The organism is Gardnerella sp. KA00255, from assembly GCF_049244095.1.
In the GTDB taxonomy this organism is placed as follows: domain Bacteria; phylum Actinomycetota; class Actinomycetes; order Actinomycetales; family Bifidobacteriaceae; genus Bifidobacterium; species Bifidobacterium vaginale_F.
This window is the reverse complement of sequence record NZ_CP058374.1, coordinates 443,285-462,850: the sequence shown is the minus strand read 5'-3', so window position 1 is coordinate 462,850 and position 19,566 is coordinate 443,285. Positions and strand designations below refer to the sequence as shown.

Annotated in this window: 12 protein-coding genes; 7 read left to right on the top strand and 5 right to left on the bottom strand. The window is 39.9% G+C overall.

Translation table 11 applies throughout. From position 1 onward, the window contains the following. Positions 1 to 3 precede the first annotated feature (3 nt). The 5 genes from HXT51_RS01785 (at position 4) to dnaG (ending at position 7,784) form a co-directional block, all read left to right on the top strand. Positions 4 to 861 carry an ABC transporter permease gene (locus tag HXT51_RS01785; RefSeq protein ID WP_180978556.1) on the top strand — a complete coding sequence of 286 codons (858 nt, stop codon included), beginning with the start codon at positions 4 to 6 and terminating at the stop codon, positions 859 to 861. Further along, the gene (locus tag HXT51_RS01780) at positions 851 to 2,590 is read left to right on the top strand and encodes an ABC transporter ATP-binding protein (protein WP_103084057.1); all 1,740 of its coding nucleotides are present in this window, start codon (positions 851 to 853) and stop codon (positions 2,588 to 2,590) included. Before HXT51_RS01785 ends, HXT51_RS01780 begins: the two co-directional genes overlap by 11 nt. 118 nt (positions 2,591 to 2,708) lie before the next feature. After that, positions 2,709 to 4,079 carry an alanine racemase gene (gene alr / locus HXT51_RS01775; RefSeq protein WP_103084058.1) on the top strand — a complete coding sequence of 457 codons (1,371 nt, stop codon included), beginning with the start codon at positions 2,709 to 2,711 and terminating at the stop codon, positions 4,077 to 4,079. 74 nt (positions 4,080 to 4,153) lie between these two features. After that, positions 4,154 to 5,437 carry a deoxyguanosinetriphosphate triphosphohydrolase gene (locus tag HXT51_RS01770; RefSeq protein ID WP_103084059.1) on the top strand — a complete coding sequence of 428 codons (1,284 nt, stop codon included), beginning with the start codon at positions 4,154 to 4,156 and terminating at the stop codon, positions 5,435 to 5,437. Positions 5,438 to 5,576: 139 nt separating this feature from the next. After that, positions 5,577 to 7,784 carry a DNA primase gene (gene dnaG / locus HXT51_RS01765; protein WP_421776627.1) on the top strand — a complete coding sequence of 736 codons (2,208 nt, stop codon included), beginning with the start codon at positions 5,577 to 5,579 and terminating at the stop codon, positions 7,782 to 7,784. A gap of 342 nt (positions 7,785 to 8,126) precedes the next feature. On the opposite strand, the gene HXT51_RS01760 is transcribed toward dnaG, so the two are convergent. From HXT51_RS01760 to gnpA, 4 genes are all read right to left on the bottom strand, one after another. Beyond that, on the bottom strand, positions 8,127 to 9,071 hold the full coding sequence (locus HXT51_RS01760; protein ID WP_103084061.1) for an ROK family protein: 945 nt from the start codon (positions 9,069 to 9,071) through the stop codon (positions 8,127 to 8,129). Positions 9,072 to 9,212: 141 nt separating this feature from the next. After that, positions 9,213 to 10,817, bottom strand: a complete 1,605-nt coding sequence (locus tag HXT51_RS01755; protein ID WP_421776626.1) for a galactose-1-phosphate uridylyltransferase — start codon at positions 10,815 to 10,817, stop codon at positions 9,213 to 9,215. 121 nt (positions 10,818 to 10,938) lie between these two features. After that, entirely contained in the window at positions 10,939 to 12,021 is a 1,083-nt protein-coding gene (locus HXT51_RS01750) for a phosphotransferase enzyme family protein (RefSeq protein WP_421776625.1), read from the bottom strand. Positions 12,022 to 12,130: 109 nt separating this feature from the next. Continuing rightward, positions 12,131 to 14,380: a 1,3-beta-galactosyl-N-acetylhexosamine phosphorylase gene (gnpA, locus tag HXT51_RS01745; protein ID WP_421776624.1), complete on the bottom strand. Its 2,250-nt coding sequence runs from the start codon at positions 14,378 to 14,380 to the stop codon at positions 12,131 to 12,133. A 546-nt stretch (positions 14,381 to 14,926) separates the two neighbouring features. On the opposite strand from gnpA, the gene HXT51_RS01740 reads away from it, so the two are divergent. Next, positions 14,927 to 16,042, top strand: coding sequence for an ROK family protein (locus tag HXT51_RS01740; protein WP_258004154.1), 1,116 nt, complete (start codon positions 14,927 to 14,929; stop codon positions 16,040 to 16,042). 100 nt (positions 16,043 to 16,142) lie between these two features. On the opposite strand, the gene HXT51_RS01735 is transcribed toward HXT51_RS01740, so the two are convergent. Continuing rightward, entirely contained in the window at positions 16,143 to 17,342 is a 1,200-nt protein-coding gene (locus tag HXT51_RS01735; RefSeq protein WP_415706196.1) for an SLC13 family permease, read from the bottom strand. A 181-nt stretch (positions 17,343 to 17,523) separates the two neighbouring features. Between HXT51_RS01735 and HXT51_RS01730 the strand changes: the two genes are divergently transcribed. Then, entirely contained in the window at positions 17,524 to 19,401 is a 1,878-nt protein-coding gene (locus HXT51_RS01730) for an acetolactate synthase large subunit (protein WP_421776623.1), read from the top strand. Positions 19,402 to 19,566 lie beyond the last annotated feature (165 nt).

Here is a 19,566-nt window from a genome sequence, read left to right as displayed (position 1 = left end):
GTAATGTTAAAGATTTTGAATCGCATTTGGCACGCAAGTTGCGGAAAATTTGTTTGCATAGTTTTAAGTTTATGGTTGATAGTTTCTGCTATTTCTGTGTTCTGGACTCCTTATCCTTTGCTTGCAACAAACGGTAATAACGTGTGGCAAAATCCTTCTTTTAATCATTGGCTTGGTACTGATGGCGCGGGTGCGGATACTCTTAGCTGGATTATGGCTGGTTCCAGTATGGAATTATTGCTTGTTATTTGCACTGTATGCGTTGCTATTTCTATTGGATTTGGCTTATTGGGTTTGATGATTGCAAAATCGCCTTTAATTCAGGGAGCTTCTGTAATAATTGTTGACGCGTTAATTTCAATACCTACTGTGCTTATAGCTCTTATTTTGGTTGTGCCGCTTGGAACTACAGTTATCGTGATTATACTGGCATGCGGTATAGGTTATGGTTTGAATTTAGCTCGTATTATTCGTCCAAGTGCTCAGCTGGTTTTGCAATCAGATTACGTAAATTTTGCGCTTTCGCAAGGCGCGTCTAGGAATCGTGTGATTTTTCGACATGTTATTCCAAATATTATGCCTGTAGCAATGGTGCAGATTTCGCTTTCTGCTGGAACTGTGATTTTGGCTGAAAGTGGCTTAACGTATTTGGGTATTGGTGTTCCTTCAGGGGTTCCTAGCTGGGGACGAGTCTTGTCTACTTCTGTTTCGTTGATTCATGTAAATCCTTTATCGGTTGTCTGGCCTGGATTGGTTGTTACGCTGGTTGTTGTTGCTCTAAATCTTTTAGGTGATGTATTGCGCAAAGTTTTAGATCCTTCATCAAAAAGTACGAATAAAGTAGGGGAAAATGAGCGTTGATATTCAAAATCTTAGTGTGAAATTTGGCAATGTAAGCATATTAAATAACGTAACGCTTAGGATTGAGGATGGCGAAAGAGTTGGATTAATCGGATCTTCCGGATCTGGAAAATCGATGCTTATTCGAGCGATAACTGGATTACTGCCGTCAAATGCTGAAGTTTCAGGTTCTTGCATGCTTGGCAATATTCAAACTGTTAAAGCAAAGGAAGAGAGTTTAGCGAATCTTCGCGGAAAATACGTTGGAGTAGTATTTCAGCAGGCTAATCGCGCGCTAAATCCTTTGCTGACAGTAGAACAGCAGGTTTCTTTGCCGCTTCGCATACATTATCGTCTGAATGCGGATGACGTGCATAATCGCGTTATTTCAATGCTAGAGAAGGTTGGATTATCAAGCAAATTAGCATCTAAACGCACGTTTGAGCTTTCTGGAGGTCAGCAGCAGCGAGTTGGTATTGCTACAGCTTTGATTACGTCTCCGCGTTTGATTTTGGCTGATGAGCCTACTACTGCGCTTGATTCGGTTACTCAGAGTGAAGTTGTGCGAATGCTTACTTCGCTTGTGGACGATATGGGCGCTTCAATGCTTTTTGTAACTCATGATTTTTCGGTGCTTTCGCGTGCTGCTAATCGTTGTTATGTGCTTGATTCTGGGCGTGTGATCGATAGTGAAAATGTTAAGAATTTGCTTGATAATCCGCGTATTTCTTCGACTAAGCAATTAGTGGATGCAGCTAGAAAATTGACTTTGCGAGCGCAAAATTTGGGTTCATTAAACGAGGGTTCTGATTTAGATTCGTTAAGAGCTGGTTCTGATTCGAGTACCGATTTGGGTTCTGATTCGACTTCTGAAAACAAAGGTACCGATTTGGGTTCTGATTTAGATTCGTTAAGCGAGAGTTCCAAAAAATCAAATACCATCAATGCCAGTAGCGAAGAAAATGCGCTTATAACGGCAAAAAATGTTCACGTGATATTGGGTTCGGCGAAAAATCGTTTAGAAGTATTAAAAGGTATTGATGCGCATGTTTGCGCAGGTGAATCTTTAGCGATTATTGGAGGATCTGGATCCGGCAAAACAACTCTTATACGCGCTATGCTTGGGCTTGAAACTCTTTGCGAAGGCAATGTTACCTATTGCGGTGAAGTCGTAAATAATCCTAATTTATCAAAAGTAAATAAAAATGCTTATACGCTTATTAGACGAGAATCCTCGCTTGTGTTCCAGCATCCGTTTGCGGCATTAGATCCGCGCTGGACTGTGAGAGAAAGCGTGGCAGAGCCTTTAAAAATCTGGCGTAAGCAATTAAATATTGATGCTGAAACAATTAATAACAAGGTAGACGAAACGTTGAAATTAGTTGGATTAAATCCTTCTGTTTTCGCAAAAAGATACCCTCACGAACTTTCTGGCGGTCAAGCTCAATGCGTGGCGATTGCGAGAGCTTTAATCAACAATCCGCGAGTTTTAGTAGCCGATGAGCCGATGAGTGCTATCGATGTTGCTGAACGAATTAGAATACTTGACGCTTTTGCAAGAATTCGATCTGAGCGCAAAAACATGGCTTGCATATTCGTTAGTCACGATTTGGGTATGATCGGGCATTTAGCAACGCGCGTTATGGTTATTAATGAAGGAAAACTTGTGGAATCAGGTAGAGTGAGTGACGTGCTTAATAATCCTAAGCATTCTTATACTCAAGCTCTTGTAAACGCAGCAATAATGTAAATTCTAATATTTCAGCTTTTGCTTCCTACAGTCTAATATAGTTACATATATACAAAGTGCATGCGAATTTGAAGGTTTGCGATTGAAGTTGTGCAATCGAAGGGAATAAGGGAATAATATGAGCGAAAATAAGCAGCAAAGTGAGTTTGTAAATAATGAAGTACTTGCTGAAAACTATGCTCGCGCGTTAAGCGTATACCCTGGGCAGGTAATTGTCGATTTGAAGGCGCTTCGAGACAATATGCGCACTTTGGTTGCGCGAGTTAGTCAAGATTTGCAGCCTGGTCAGAATGCGCCGGAAGTTATGGGAGTCGTAAAAGCAGACGGATATGGTCACGGGCTTATTCCTAGTGCGCTCGCAGCTTTAGCTGGAGGTGCTACTTGGCTTGGCACAGCTCAACCGTACGAAGCGTTACGTTTGCGTGCGGCTGGTATTGATTCCAGCCGTTGTCATATTCTCACTTGGCTTACTAGCGCTCCAACTACGAGATTTGCAGATCTAATTACAGAGAATATCGATATTTCAGTAGGCTCTATTGACTCGCTTAATGCTGTAGCTTTTGCTGCACGAAAGTTAGGTAAACATGCGCGCGTGCACGTAAAAGTCGATACTGGTTTTGGACGAAACGGTTTCACTCCAGAAGGTTTTAGTGCCGCTTTAGAAAAATTGCAACAATACTCTAACGAAGGCGTGATTGAGGTTATTGGTCAATGGAGTCACTTAGCTGTGGCAGATTCTCCTGATGTTCCGGAATTTGTAGATGCAACTGACAGGCAAATCCAACAATTCCACGAGTTTACAAAACGAATGAAAGAAGCATCGGTTGCTCCTAAAATCCGTCATTTAGCGAATACTGCTGCAACGCTTAATCGTCCTGAAATTCGTTTTGAGCTTGTTCGACCAGGAATTGGTTTGTATGGATACGAGCCGGATCCTGCAATGGGGGATTCACAAACTTATGGGTTGCAACCAGCTATGACGCTTCAAGCGCAACTTGGCACTGTAAAAGCTGTAGAAGAAGGGCATGGAATTTCCTACGGGCGCACGTATTTAACTCCAAATAATACGAGTACTGCTATTGTGCCGCTTGGTTACGCTGATGGTATTTTGCGTTCTGCTTCAGGATTTGATATGCAAGGTGCGCGTCATGTTGATAAGCCGGGCGGACCAGTGAGAGTGGAAACCAATAAGGGCGCTCGAATTTTGAACGTTTCAGGGCGAGTTTGCATGGATCAGTTCATAGTTGATTTAAAAGGCGATGCTGCAGAGTTAGGCGTTCGTGAAGGCGATACTGTAACGCTTTTTGGACCTGGAAGAGGCGTGGAATTTGCTGAGCCTACTGCAGACGATTGGGCAGAAGCTGCAGGGACAATCAGCTACGAAATCATGACTGGAATCGGGCCTCGCGTGCCGCGGCTTTACCGCAACGCTTACGAAGTGCTATCTTCTAGCGATATTGCAAGATTGGATGCAAAAAGTCTTATATAGTTTGTTGCTGCTTGATTTTTAGAAGGTTAATAAAGGTTAATAATAGCCTTAATTGCAAATAAAAGAGGTGTTGTATGTGCGACGAAGTAATTGCATCAGATAATGAAGTCGTTGGCGAATACGATTTGCACGACACTGAGCGTTGGGCGAGTGAGCCTCATCATACGCGTGTTCGTACTCCTTTTGAGCGTGATCGTGCGCGAATCATACACTCTTCTGCATTGCGTCGACTCGGAGCAAAAAGTCAGGTTTTAGTTGCAGGATCGGATGATTTTGTGCGTACTCGTTTGACGCATACTTTGGAAGTTGCTCAAATTGGTAGGCAAATTGCGGCAATGCTTGGATGCGACCCGGATGTTGTTGATTGCGCTTGCTTATCACACGACTTGGGGCATCCTCCTTTTGGTCATAACGGCGAACGCGTGCTTGCACAAATAGCGAAAAATATTGGCGGTTTTGAAGGTAACGCCCAAACCCTCCGCTTACTTACGCGCTTGGAGCCGAAAGTTTTTCGAGAAAATGGCAGTAGTGCAGGGGTTAATCTTACTCGAGCAGCATTAGACGCTACTGTAAAGTATCCGTGGGGATTGGATGAAGCAAAAGCGCACGATAAAGGTGAGCGTGATTTGAAATTCTGCGTTTATCCAGATGATCGCGACGTGTTTGAATGGCTGAAAATTGGTGCTCCTAAAAACTCGCGTCCAATGGAATGCCAAATAATGGATCTTTCAGATGATATTGCTTATAGCGTGCACGATATTGAGGATGCGATTGTTGTAGGCGCTTTTAACACACAATGCGTATCGGATCCTTCTTTAGCGGACAGTGTTATTGAAGATACTCATGCATGGTATGGAAAGCAATGGGATTGCGATAAGCTTTTAGCAGCTTTTCAACGTTTGCGTAAGCTTAATGTTTTTCCGGAAAATTTCGACGGTTCACGCAGATCTTTAGCTAAGTTAAAAAATATAACAAGTATGCTTATAGGACGTTTTGCTGTTTCTGTTGAAAAAGCAACTCGTGAAAAATATGGCGATGGGGCGTTAATCAGATATCGTGCGAATGTTGTGATTCCAGAAAACACGAGTTATGAAATGGTTATGCTAAAAAGTTTAGCTGTTCATTTTATTATTGCTCCTCGCGAGCGTGAGTTTTATAGGCGTGAGCAGAAAATCATTACCGATTTAGTGGAAGTTTTTATGAGTAAATCTCCTCGTCCGCACGATGCTATGGAAGAAGTATTCGTAGGGGATTGGAACGAGTGCACTAATGACGATGAGCGGCTTAGAGTGGCTATTGACCAGGTTGCAAGTCTTACAGACGGTTCTGCTACAACTCTTCACGCTGCCTTGTGCTAAGTCGTGCTGCTTTGTGCTAAGAGTGTTGGGTTAAGTGCGTTGTGCTGAATGTATTGTGAGCGTAGATTTGTTCCTAAGATTCTTCGAAGTAATCAGTGTTGTAATTAATTAACTAAGCTTTAAGATATAGTGAATAATTATGGCTGGAATCATTTCGCAAAAAGATATTGAGCGTGTACGCGCAACAGCAGATTTATACGATATTGTGTCTGCAACTGTTACGCTAAAAACCGCTGGAACTGGTTCATTTGTAGGCCTATGCCCATTCCACGATGAAAAGACGCCAAGTTTTAACGTTCGACCTGCTTTAGGCGTATGGCATTGCTTTGGATGCGGATTAAGCGGAGACGTATTTGCTTACGTTGAGCAAAAAGAGAATATTGATTTTCGTGAAGCAGTTGAATTGCTAGCAGATCGATATCACATTGAATTGCATTATGAAAATAGCAAAGATGATACAGATCAATCTCACGTAGGAACTAAACGCGCTCGTTTGCTAGAGGCAAATGATGCAGCTCAAGAATTTTTCGTTAAAAATCTGCTTATTCCAGAAGCATCTCCAGCGCGTAAATTATTAGCAGGTCGTAATTTTACTCAAGCTCAAAGTGAGCGATTCGGATGCGGATATGCTTTGCAAGGTTGGGATAATCTTGTACGATACTTATCTTCACGCGGTTTTACACATCAAGAATTATTAGACGCTGGATTAGCTCGTAGAGGTCAGCGAGGAGTTTACGATTACTTCAGAGGACGTCTTACATGGCCAATTCGTGATTCTACAGGCAGAACTTTAGGATTTGGCGCTCGCAAACTTTACGACGACGATTCTATTAGTGCAAAATATATTAACACTCCTGATACTGCGCTTTATCGTAAAAATCAAGTTTTATATGGTATAGATATTGCGAAACCAAATATTGTTGCGAAGCGACAAGTTGTTATAGTTGAAGGCTATACGGATGTTATGGCCTGTCATTTAGCAGGAATCGATACAGCTGTAGCAACATGCGGTACTGCTTTTGGAGCTGAGCATGCGAAAATGGTTCGTCGCTTAATAGCGGATGATTCTTTAGGTGGTATTCAGCTTGTTGGGCCTCTTAATGTTAAAGGGCAAAACATAAGTTCGCGTATTGTTTTTACTTTCGACGGTGATGCTGCTGGTCAAAAGGCTGCGATTCACGCTTTCGGCTTAGATTCAGCGTTTTTGACTCAAACTTTTGTTGCTGTAGCGGATAATAATCTCGATCCTTGTGATTTACGTATTCAGCGTGGCGATGAAGCTGTTAGAGCTCTTATTGATAGTGCAAGTCCGCTTTATGATTTTGTTATAAATACGGTTATACGTCGTTTTGATACAACTTATTCAACTGGTCAGATGGGTGCTGTCAAAGCTGTTTCTCCTTTAGTTGCTCAGATTAGAGACAAGTCTTTGCTTGATATGTATACGCGTAAAGCAGCGCGATTTATTGGCATTGATTTATCTATTATGAGACGTGAAGTTGATTCTGCTAGAAGACGATTGCACGTGCGCACAGAGGACGCATATGCTCCAAGGTTTATGACAGAATCGGCATACGCTGGGGGAGCATACGCATCTTCTGAATCTAATTCAGGATCTGCTTCTCAAGGATTTAATCCTCTTAAAACCTATGCTATTAATCCCGCAGATAAAATGGCTATGATGCGTGAAGCGTATAAATCTCAAAGCTATTATCGTGTTGATGATGCTGTTTTCATGTGTGAGCAACAATTTATGGCGATGCTAGTGCAAATGCCTTTAGCTTTCCAAGAAAAGCTATTAACGCGTTTGACTTTGAATAATTTTATTACGCCAATTTTTAGAACGATTTTCCAAGCATTTATAGCTGCAGACGGATTCCCTCAGCCAAATATAAGTCAAGGACTTTGGTTGCATAAGCTTATGAAAGCTGGGGGGCCTATGCTTGAATCAGTTATTACTGAACTTGCTGTTATGCCGTTGCCGCTTCCTTCAGCTCGTCGTGAAGATTACAATGCGTCGATTGGCGGTCAATATTCTAATCAATCTCAATCTTCTTCATTGCAGCAATATGAAAATGGCCAAAATATTCAAATTGGCAATGCTAAAAGTCAGATTGGTTCTCCGGCAGATATGCTTAGAAAGCCAAACGAAGCTGAATCGCAATATGCTAATGAGCTTCTTATAAAACTTTTAGACATTGGATACATGCGTTGCATTGGTGCTGCAAAAATGCGAATGGCCAAATTGCAAGATGGCCAAGAAAAGTTGAATCTTCTTGGCCAAATCAGCTCTATGGAAGCTGAGCGCAAAAATCTTAAAGCGAGCGTTTTTAGTTCAAATAATTAACCACCAACTGATTCTCTATTAGCTAGGCAGGGATTCAAGTTTTTCGCAACCAGATAAGTAAACAAAATCGGGGAGTGTTCTTGATTTTGTGGACTTACGTACCCTCTAAGTAAACGAAATCGGGGAGGTGTTCTTGGTTTTGTTTACCAACACGCCGGATAAGTAAACAAAATCGGGGAGGTGTTCTTGGTTTTGTTTACCAACACGCCGGATAAGTAAACAAAATCGGGGAGGTGTTCTTGGTTTTGTTTACCAACACGCCAGATAAGTAAACAAAATCGGGGAAGAGCTCTTACTTTTGTTTACTTATCCGGTTGCGAAAAACTCAGATCTTTGCCTAACCTAGGCAAAGCAATTGACGCGAGCGGATATTGCTGCTCCGAGTGCTCCAACAGGCTGATCAGATGGCACTAGCACAAGTCTTTTAGTCACATTAAGACTTTGCAAAAATGGGCATGTGCTAGCGCGATTGTTAAGCTCTTCGCAAATAATTTTAAGCAAAGGTTCGCCTGTGCGAGCCACTCCGCCTCCAATTGCAATAATTTGCGGATCGTAAGCTTGAAGCACGATTTGTACAGCATCAGCCATAGCGTGAACAACAATGTTTAGTATGCGCTTTGCATCGCAATTCCCGGCTTCAGCTTTACTGATTAAATCTGGCATAGCAGGATTGGCGGAAGGCCATAAACGAGATATTGCGCCTCCTGAAGCTACTGTTTCTAAGCATCCTTTTTGTCCGCAAGGGCATGGGAACATATTACCGTCTACGGGTATGTGTCCGATTTCCCCTATAGCACCGCTAAAACCGTGTAAAGCTTTACCTGATTTTACAACGCCAGCTGCTAATCCAGTGCCAAAGTTTAGCATAACAATAGTTGAATCAGGGTCGTTATATAAAGCATTGTTATCTGTGTTGACTAAGCTAGCTGCTCCAACGGCTGCAGCATTCACATCGTTTTCAACATGTACGCAAGAGCCGTATGCTTCGCTTACTTTAGAGCCTAATTCTAAAGTAGAAATGCCTAAATTAACAACGTTTTTTACGCATCCTGTACGCCAATCAACTTGTCCCGGGATTCCAATGCCAACGGGTATAGGTTTTTCGGATAATTCTTTAGCTACTCGCGTAATATCTTCAACAACCTGTTCTTCACCTATTCTTGAAGGTATGCGTAATTCTTTTAGTACGCGATTTTGACCATCTATAATTATGCCCTCAATTTTCGTACCGCCAATGTCAATTCCGATTGTTAGATCATGCGGAACCTTCGAAGTTTGCGTATTCATAACAACTCTTTTCTATAACTTTCACACGCGTTTGTTTTGGCTTTCGAATCTATTTTGATTCGTTTTAGCTTGTTTTAGTCTGTTCGATAATCGGTTGTATTTTGCAATCATGCTTGTTTGATAATCGCATTTGATTTCAAATCATGATTCAATAAACCCTAAAGAATTAAGGAAAGCAACAAGATCCTGTTTATCTTTAAAAACAGCCGTGTTTAACAAAATTCGTTCGCATATGCTTCCGAGTTCTTCGTTAATAGCGTTTTTAATAGCATCTTTGTCTGTGTTTCCTTGCAATGATTCGCGCAATTCTTTCCAAACAAGTCCAAATTCGGATTCATTATCCGGAAGTTGAGCGGTTTTCCCAGATTCTAAAGCTTTAGCGATTTCGTTAAGCTGACGGACTAATCTTCCTGGAAGTATAAATAATCCTTGAGCTTCAATTAATCCAATAGGCTCCTGTTTTATAGCGTAATATTCAGGGTGAGCGTGGAAAATCCCATCAGGATACTCGTTGCTAACAGCGTTATTTCGGAATATAAGACTCATTTCATAGCCGCAATCAGTTTTAATAACGCTTGGAGATAAAGCTGATTGTTGATTTTGATGCTCGTCTTTTGAAGCAATATTTAATTTTGGATTATCGTAATCCACCCATGCTTTGCGAATGCAATCGCATACTTCAATAATGCTTTCGCGAGACTTAGAAACAACTCGTATAGCTGTGCCTGGCCAATCTAATATTTCAACAATCGTATTTTCATAGTTTGATATGCGGTTTGAAAGATAGTCTGAAAGTTGGTTTGAAAGGTGGAGAGTTTTTAATACCTGAGCATGATGCATTGGCATATGCTCTCCACCTCCCTGGTAATGATCGTGAGCAAGAACTGATCCTCCAATTCGTGGGAGAGCCGCATTGCATCCCAGGAAATAATGTGGAAATTCATCTACAAAATCAAGTAAATTCACGAAAGTATTTCGGTTAACAACCATAGGAGTATGCTCAGCATTCACGCAAATACCATGCTGGTTGAAGTATCCGTAAGGAGAAAACTGCCAGAACCATTCTTTGCCTCCAAGAGTTAGAGACAATGTGCGAAGAGTGCGCTTGTTTCTGCCTGCAAATCCTTCATTTTCTCGGCAAATAGTGCACTTTGGGTAGCCTCCAGAAACGCTGTTTCCGCTGGCAGCTTTACTCATATTTTTAAATTCAGGTTTAGCTAAATTGATTGTGATAATTAGATTATGCGAGTTAAATCTAATGTTTTTATTTAAAGCAGATTGTTTAACGTAAGTATTATTTACGCAATAATCGTAAAGCCATTGTTGCGCTGCGACTGAGCTATCTTTACTCTCAATGTTTTTAAAAAGTTGTTGGATTTTAGAAGGATTAGCGCTTAACAATCCCATAATCTCATCGCTATATGCTTCTTCTTGGCTTTCGTCAAGCAGATTTGCATTATAAGCTGCTTCAAAAAATCGGCGTAAAATATCATCGATTGAAGAGTCTATTTTTACTACAGAATTAGATTCTTGTGTTTCGTCACTCTTATCTGCTGATTCACATTTATTGTTTTGTTTGACTTGTGTTTCATCCAATAAGTTTGACTTATAAGAATCTAAATTAAATAAAGCAAAAATGCGATTCCTCGTGATATTTGCATCTAGTGGATCAAGTTCCAATTTTTCCTGTGCAAACATAACAAGCTCATCAATGCTTGCATACACAGCATTCAGTGCATTTGACATAATACGCCTCGTTAGTGGCTGTTATATGAGCTAATGATTTTACTTTTTTGTAAGCATTAGCTCATATTTTGCTCGAATAAGTTCTATATTTATACGCTAATATTTGCGCTTTTATTGCGATTTAGAATTGCATAATAAGGTCTACTATTTCGCGTATCTGAGAGGATTTTTCTTCCATTTCTTGTACTAATTTAATTTGCGTACGAGTGCGAACTAAATTATGAGTTTCATAACGAGTTGCGAAATAAGTATCTCCTTGCAAATAATCAGTTAAGAAGCGCATGCCGCATTCCAGAGTTAACATGTTTCCTGCAATTGGTAATAACTCAGCTTCGCGCTTTGTAATATTGTTTATCTGCTCGCTAATAAATCCATGTGCGTATGCTTTGAAAAGCGTAGTGCTGAAATGAACTTTATCAATATCTTTTTCGTCTTCTAAAGCTGTTGAAGCGCCAAAACGAATCGAATCGCCAAAGTCATAAAGCATGCTGCCAGGCATAATAGTATCCAAATCGATTATTGCGCGAGGCTTATGAGTAGTTGCATCCATTAAAATATTATTTAATTTAGTGTCGTTATGCGTAACTCTTAAAGGAATTTCTCCACTTTCTAAGCCTTTAGTAATAGTTGGATAAAAATCTTCGTGCGACATGTAAAAGTCGATTTCTTCTTTGCATGTTTTAGCACGGTTAAGAGGATCTTTTTCAACAGCTTTCTTGAAATCAGCAAAGCGATGAGGAGTATCGTGGAAGTGTGCGATTGTTTCAACTAATTGTGAAGCATCAAATTTAGCAAGGTAATTTTGGAAACTACCGAAAGCAGCACCAGCATCTCTGAAAACTTCAGGATCTGGAACTAAATCGTAAGAAATAGTGTTCTCAATAAACGCATACATTCTATACATTTCAGGCTTATCGCTGTTTTCGTAATACTCGTAATAGCTATTGCCGTCACGAGTTGGTATGATTTCCAACGTTTCTTGTCCCTGCTCGCGCAAGAAGCTCGTAACTAATTTAATATTTCGCATTAAATTAGCAGTATCAGGGAAAATGTCTGTATTCATTTTTTGCAAGATGTATCGACGCTTTGGAGTAACAGCTAAATAGGTAGTGTTTATATGACCGCTGCCATAAGGGGTAATTGTGCTAAAAGATTCTTCAACGTCAAATTGTTGTGCAATTTCGTGTAATGTTTCGTTATCCATAATAAATTTTCTTTCTGTGAAAATACACACTGAGCCGCAAGCTGCATTGCAAGCAGCTCAATGTGTTAACTGACAAATCATTGTAGAGTGTGTTGCGTTGAGAGAGAAACTACAATGATTGCCAGGCGATGGCACTTGGATCAAGATGGAATTGATTAAGAGTGCCATCTGCTCTTTGTACGGTTGTATTTTGTGGTTTATCTGTATTGTTGATAACGCAATACAGATTCTCTTGAGGGAAGTGAGCTACTTCGCATTCTGGGTTAGTTGAACTCCATGCAGCGTACAAACTTTCCTTATGACTTGCGTAGAAAAGTATGCGTTCTAAAAGTCGAGCGTTAACAGCTGAATAAGGAAGACCAGAAATATAAACTCCTCGTCCTTTACCATAATTGTTTGCTGCAAGCTGAACTTCTCCGTTATCGGCACGCAATACTTCAACGTTTTCGTTAATAGGATAAGTGTTCAAAATTGCTTCACCGAAATCAATATCATTCAACGAAGCTGGCTGGCCTCCGCCGCAACCGCTAAGAGCAATAGCGCGATTACTATTTGCTTCTTCAATCTTCGCTGCATCTGTTGGAATATCTTCTGTAATAAAGTGTGAAGTAACTAAAGCAGGGAAGTACTTATCGATTGAAAGAGTTTGGAAACGCTCTTCGTCAACTCCGAAAACGTCAGCTAGCTTGAAGAATCTGCTATCGTTTGCTTTATAGTAAGAGCTTGGTTCTCCAACACCAATCATGCCGCCGCCGTTTTGCGTCCACGTGCGCAAAATTTCTACGAGTTGTGGATTTTGCCAAACTTCGCCACCACTGTATGAAGTGTTTACTGGTCCTCCTGTGATTATTACGTCAATATCGCTATCGACTCCATTAGTTAATACGTCGTCAAAACTAATGAATCTCACATTTACTCTCATGCCAGAAAGTGCTTCGAGAATGCCATAGTATGAGCGTGTTTGCTTATTTGGAAGAGCGTGAGCAACTGTATAAGCCATCCACGAACGCATGCTACCCCAGGCGTTAAGAATAGCAACGTTTAATTCTCCTTCAGCTGCATGACCGTGAGTTTTATCGTGAATATCGCGGAATTCGTTTGCAATATTCGTAACAGTGTCAACGAACTTAGGGAATTTTGCAGCTAGAGATAAGTATCCGCCGTAACCCATTCGAGAAATAGGAGAGCGAAGAATAGCTCTACGAGCTTTACGCCAATTATCTAAACCTTCAATACTAGGATCGTTTCCTTCATAGAAAGTATCAGGGAAGAAGTATGGAAGGAATCTGCCTTCAGTGTATTTAACTCCTGGAATATCAGCAATCATGCGCGTTGTAGTTCCGTCTCCAATAGAACCAACTACAGCGTCAAGTCCAAGTTTTTCGAATCCTTCTTTATAAGGTTCTGTTCCAATCCACTGGTCTCCAAGGAACATCATGGCTTCTTTGCCGTGTGCATGAGCCATATCCACCATTGTTTTTACGTTTTCGCGCACAAAACGTGTTGTGAAATCAATCCAGTCTCGCTGTGCTTTTCGTGGGCAACGCCATGCTGAATTGTATGATCCTGCGTCAACGAAATCTTCTGGGCGAAGTCTATAGCCGTATTCGCTTTCAAAATCGTCAAGCGCTTTAGGAGATACTGTGCAAGAGCATCCAAACCAATCAACTACTTTTTCTCTATGCGATTCGTCGAAAAGAAGTGTGAATTGATAGAAGAATGTTGTAAATCGTACTACGTCTGTTTGAGGATTGTCTTTAAGCCACTTTTCAAAGGTTCGCATTACGAAATCGCGAGTTTTTTCATGATAAATATCGAATGGAATCTCATGCTCTTTATCTCCCCAATTATTTGTGAGGTGATTATACATTTCGACAGGATCCCAAATGATATAAGCCAGGAATGATGCCGTGTATTCATGCATTGGGATTGTGTTATTTACTATTACGCTGTGCGAAGATGGGTCCACGCTCCAGGATTCGGTTGGCAAAACTTCTCCTGTAGTGCGGTCTATTACTTCCCAATACTTATGAGGGTCGGCATCATAATTTGGAGTTAATTGTTCAATAAAGAAACGATCCATAAGAGGTATAACTGTGCTACTTGATTGCGCTAGTACTCTTTCGCTTAGCAAGTAGACTTGTGGAGTTTCATCCATGTGAAGAGTTATCCACTCGTTATGGGCTCGAGTAGGGAAGTAAGCGCTGTAGATTTTCTTACCTAGGGCCAATACTTGTTCATCGAGTTGAGTTCCGTCTGAATTACGAATAGCGTCAGCGCCCCATAGCTCAGCGAGTTCTTTAGTTTTTTCTGCGAAATTTGATTCGCTTGGAAGTGTAAAACGTCCCGTTGAAGTCATAATAAATCCATCCTTTAGCTTTTATTTACATCATTGATAAATACTCGCTATGAGTTGTACAACGTATTTGCAATTTGTTATTGCACAATAGCTGAAAACATATTTACTTTTAGTGTTTAATATGTCCATCTCTCTCCTTTGTGAGATTGAATTTAATTGCTACCGCGCAATCTAAGAAAAATTGTAGCCCCTGTTATTTATTTTGTCAACGTTGATGACATAAATATTTTTTAATATTTTCAATGCAAAATAGGGCATATTTTCAGGTTTCTTACGATTATATAAAGAATGTTATTTTATTATTTTTTGTATTTTCTTTTATTTTTAAGATTATGCTAGTTTTTATACGAGGTTTAATATAAGTCGTAAAACAAGCTTGAAGATTAGCTTTGAGATTGGCTTAAAATAGCTAGTTTTGAATAATATAAACAAAAGTAAAGATTATTGACAAAATGTTTAAAAGTAATATAATGAAGTAAGCGTTTTTAAATATTACATGTAACTACAATGTGGCAGTGCTTGTGCTTTTATTTAGCGGAGGAAGAGATGAGCAATGAACTAATGAAGAAATTACCTTCAGATATTCGTGTTAATAATATTTCAGCAATTTTTAACTTGCTTTTTCCAACTATACAAATGCCACGAGTGGAATTGGGTAATAAAATCGGTCTTTCGCGAATGGCAACAAGCGAAGTAACAGGAGAGATGATACGAGATCATATTCTTCGCGAAGTTGGAGATGATATGCGTGAAGGACGTGGAAAGCGTTCAAAAGTACTGGCCATAGACACATCATATTGGAGAGTTATAGTTCTAGATTTGTCTGATTCGTACGCTTTTAAAGGCGCTATCATGGATTTGTGCGGAAGCATTATTAAGCGAATCGAAGTTTCTAGTGGAAATACTGATGAAGAAAAAGTAAATAAAATTATTGAGCTATGTCATAATCTTGCTTCTGCTACTGAAAGAAATATTTTAGGAATAGGTGTAGCGCTTGCAGGAATAGTTAATAAAGATGGGACTGTTGTAAGATCAGTGCGTCTTAATTTAACTGATTTTCCGATTAAGAAAATTATTGAAGACGCAACCGGTATCCCAACAATAGTGAGTCACGATACAAGTGTTTCGCTTGTTGCAGAAAGATTCTTCGGGCGAGCTACAGAAAATTCAATGCTTATTACAGTAAGCGGCGGAGTTGGTGCAAGTCTTTATATAAATGACAAAATCGTTAGCGGATCGACTTTTTCAGCTGGAGAAATAGGTCATATTATTGTTAATCCAGATGGCGATGTTTGCAATTGTGGTAGGAGAGGATGCTTAGAATCAGTGCTTTCTGAGCCGATTCTACGAAATCGTATAGCGGAAAATCCTGAAAATAGGGATAAAATCCTTCATGATGCAGGATGTACTTTAGGCCGTATAATGTCTGTTCCAGTAGGATTGCTTAATTTGCACGATGTTGCTATTTATGGAGCTTCAGATATTATCTGTCAATCTTTCTTGGATGGCATGCGAGAAGAATTCCATAACAATATCTCTAATGGATACTGTGAGCCTCCTGAAGTTTATCGATGCTCGCAGGGAGAAGATTTGGTTTTGCGCGGTCAGGGTGTAGAAGTTATACGTAAAATGGTTCCGATAATACATCGCGGAATTGCGTGATTTTTACAGCCTAATTTCTATAGCGCTATTTCTATAGCGCTATTTTTATTGCGTTATTGTTATAGTGTGATTTTTAAATATTTGCTACTGATTTTATTTGCTACTGATTATTTATAATCCAAGCAAGTATTATTAAAACAGCTAAGAATAAGATATTTACTAAAGTATACATAAGCAAATATCTACCTTTATGATGCGGATATTTGTTAGTAATACCTTTGTAAGAAATCAATGAAGCCATAGAAGCGATAAGCGTTCCCATGCCGCCTAAGTTAGTTCCAATAATAAGCTGATTCCACTTATTGCAGAATCCTGAAAGCAAGATAGTAGTTGGCACATTGCTTATAAATTGGCTTGAGACAACGGAAACTTCCATAGGATGAGTTCCAACCCACATTTGAGCAATCTCAGTAAAGCCTTGCACTCTTCGCATATTTCCAATGAAAATGAAGAACATAATAAATGTGAGCGGCAATGCCCAATCAAGAGAGCGGAATACATGACGATCGCAAATTATAAAAGCAATAACGATTAAAAGTATCATTGCCCAATCTGGAATCCAGCCAGCTACGCCGCATAAGCAGATTGCGAAAAGAATGCTATAAACAACTACTCGCCATTTGCTAAAACCTGTTCCATAGCCCATTAATCGAATTTCATCTGGCTTAGGTTTTCCATGAGAAGGAGCAAGAACATTTTGCTCAATATCATCGCCTTGCAAACCAGAAAATTCGTCTACTCTGCGCGACTTGAAAAACACGAACGCGAAAGCAACCATTAACAATGCTGCAGTAAGAGTATACGGAGCCATAATGCCCATAAATTCGCCTGTAGACTTTTTTGTTAAGGCTTTCAAATATAGATTATGAGCGTTTCCAATAGGCGTAAGCATACTTCCAACATTTGCGCCGATTGTCATAAGCGTAATAACTAAAATAGAGTGTTCTTCTGCATTAGCCATAACTAATACAGAAAGAGCGAATGGCACAAAAGTAACTAATGCTACGTCGTTTGTAATAAACATTGATGAGAAGAAAGTCAACGACATAAGCACTATAACTAAGCCGCGCTCAGTTTTAGCATGCCTAAGTAGGCGCGATCCAATACTACGAAAAACACCTATACGCTGGAATCCGCATACGACCATCATTAAGCCAACAAGCTGCGCAATAGTATTAGTATGAACATAGCTAAGATATTGCGCATCAGGCTTTACGAAGAAGCAAGAAATAATAGCCAAAATCGTAGCCACGATAAGGATAGTTTCACACTTGACTAAGTTAAGAAGCCAGCGTCGCATTCTTCCTCCGTGACAAATTACAAAACTCTTTCAAGTGTACCGTAAACGGCACCTATTTTTCGTTTTTATTTCCGACAAAATCATTGAAATTGCAATGTAAATCGACCTTAAATCCAAGTGCTAATAGCAAAAATCGGACTATGAAAATTCCGACCTTTTTATAAGACACGCGCAACATACTATGAATGCTAACGATGGGAATACGAATACTATAATGGAAAAGAATTTAGCGGCCCAAAACCATAAGAAGCGAGAAGCAACTGTTATGGAAAATGAACTTAACCAAGAAGTTATTGATTCCAAAAATAAAAATAACGAATCGCAAGTAGATAGCGTAAGTAGTTTAAATAGCGCAAATAGTTCTAGCGTTGATAGCTCTGTTAAAAGCAATCATAAGAAAAATACTGCTGATTTGATTGTTGAGTGTTTAGTAAACGAAGGCGTTGAAGTTATTTTTGGTATTCCAGGCGAAGAAAATATCCCGCTTCTTGAAGCTATTGAAAGAAATGGTCATATTCGTTTCATAGTAACTCGTCATGAGCAGGGCGCTGGATTTATGGCAGCAACCTATGCTCATATAACTGGAAAGCCTGGCGTATGCCTTGCAACTCTTGGACCTGGAGCTTTGAATTTAACTCTTCCTGTAGCTCAAGCAAACGCGAGCACTACTCCTCTTGTTGCATTATGCGCTCAAGGAAACGTATCTCGCTTGTATAAGGAATCGCATCAAATTATTGACTTAGTTTCGTTATTCCAACCTATAACACAATGGTCTTCTATGATGCTTGCGCCTGTTGCTGCTCCTGAAATGGTTAGAAAAGCATTTTCAATTGCGCAGCGTAAACGTCCAGGTGCAACATGCCTTGTTATTCCTGAAGATATTAGCGAAATGCCAGCTCCTGCCGATGCCAAGCCGCTCGCATTGCCTCGTCCTTTGCATATTCTCCCAGCGCAGGACACTATTGACGAAGCAGCGTCGATTATTAAAAATGCAAAACGACCAATCATACTTGCAGGAAACGGTGTTGCAAGATCTCATGCGCAAGAAGAATTGCGTGAATTTGCAGAACAGCTTAATGTGCCTGTAGCTACTACTTTTGAGGGTAAAGGCGTATTCTCTGATGCTCATCCTAATGCTTTAGGCGTTGTTGGATTTATGCATCGCGATTATGAGAATTTTGCTTTCGATACTGCAGACTTAATTATTGCGGTAGGATTCTCTATTCAACAATTTGATCCTAAGAAAATCAATCCTAATAATGATAAAACTATTATCCACATAAACACTTTTGTGGAAGATACTGATGCTCACTATTCCGCTTCGCTAAATATCATGGCAGATATTAGTCAGACGTTATTAGCTCTTACAGCTGTTTTAAAGAAGCAAAATATTACGTTTGATGTAAGTCATCCTCGTATTCGCCAAATGTTAAGCGATGAATTGCATTCTTGCGCAAACGACGAGAGTATGCCAATGAAGCCACAGCGAATTGTGTATGACACTCGAAGAGCTGTTCCAGAAGGAACTACTGTGCTTGTTGACACGGGTGCTTTGAAAATGTGGATGGCTAGATTGTATCCAACTATGCATCCGAATACTTGCATAATCGATAATAGCCTTTCAACTATGGCATGGACTCTTCCTGGAGCCGTTGGAGCATCGTTTATTCTAAATAGCGAAGGCAAGAGGAATACAAATCCTGTTTTAGCTGTTATGGGTGATGGCAGCTTCATGATGAATGTGCAAGAAATTGAAACTGCTGTACGAGTTGGAGCTCGCATGGTGATTTTGGTTTGGGAAGATAACGCGTATGGATTAATTAAGTGGAAGATGGATTTGCATGCAGGAGAGCATGAGTATGTTGACTTCCATAATCCTGACGTTGTAAAGCTTGCAGAAAGCTTCGGAGCGCGTGGAGCTATTGTTAAGAAACCTGAAGATTTATACAATATGCTTCGCGAAGCCTTAGCTCAAAAATCAGGAGTTGACGTGATTGCTTGCCCTGTGGACTATCGCGAAAACATGAAACTGATTGAGAAATTAGGCGATATAGAATAAATAAAACGCGATATATCAATATAGCGATATAGAAATATATATAGAAATACAGCGATAGATATATAGCGAACGATATAGCGATATAGAGTAAATAAAACGTATAGAGTAAATTTTATACGTTTTATTTACTCTATACGTTTTTTATTACTTATACAGAATTACTTA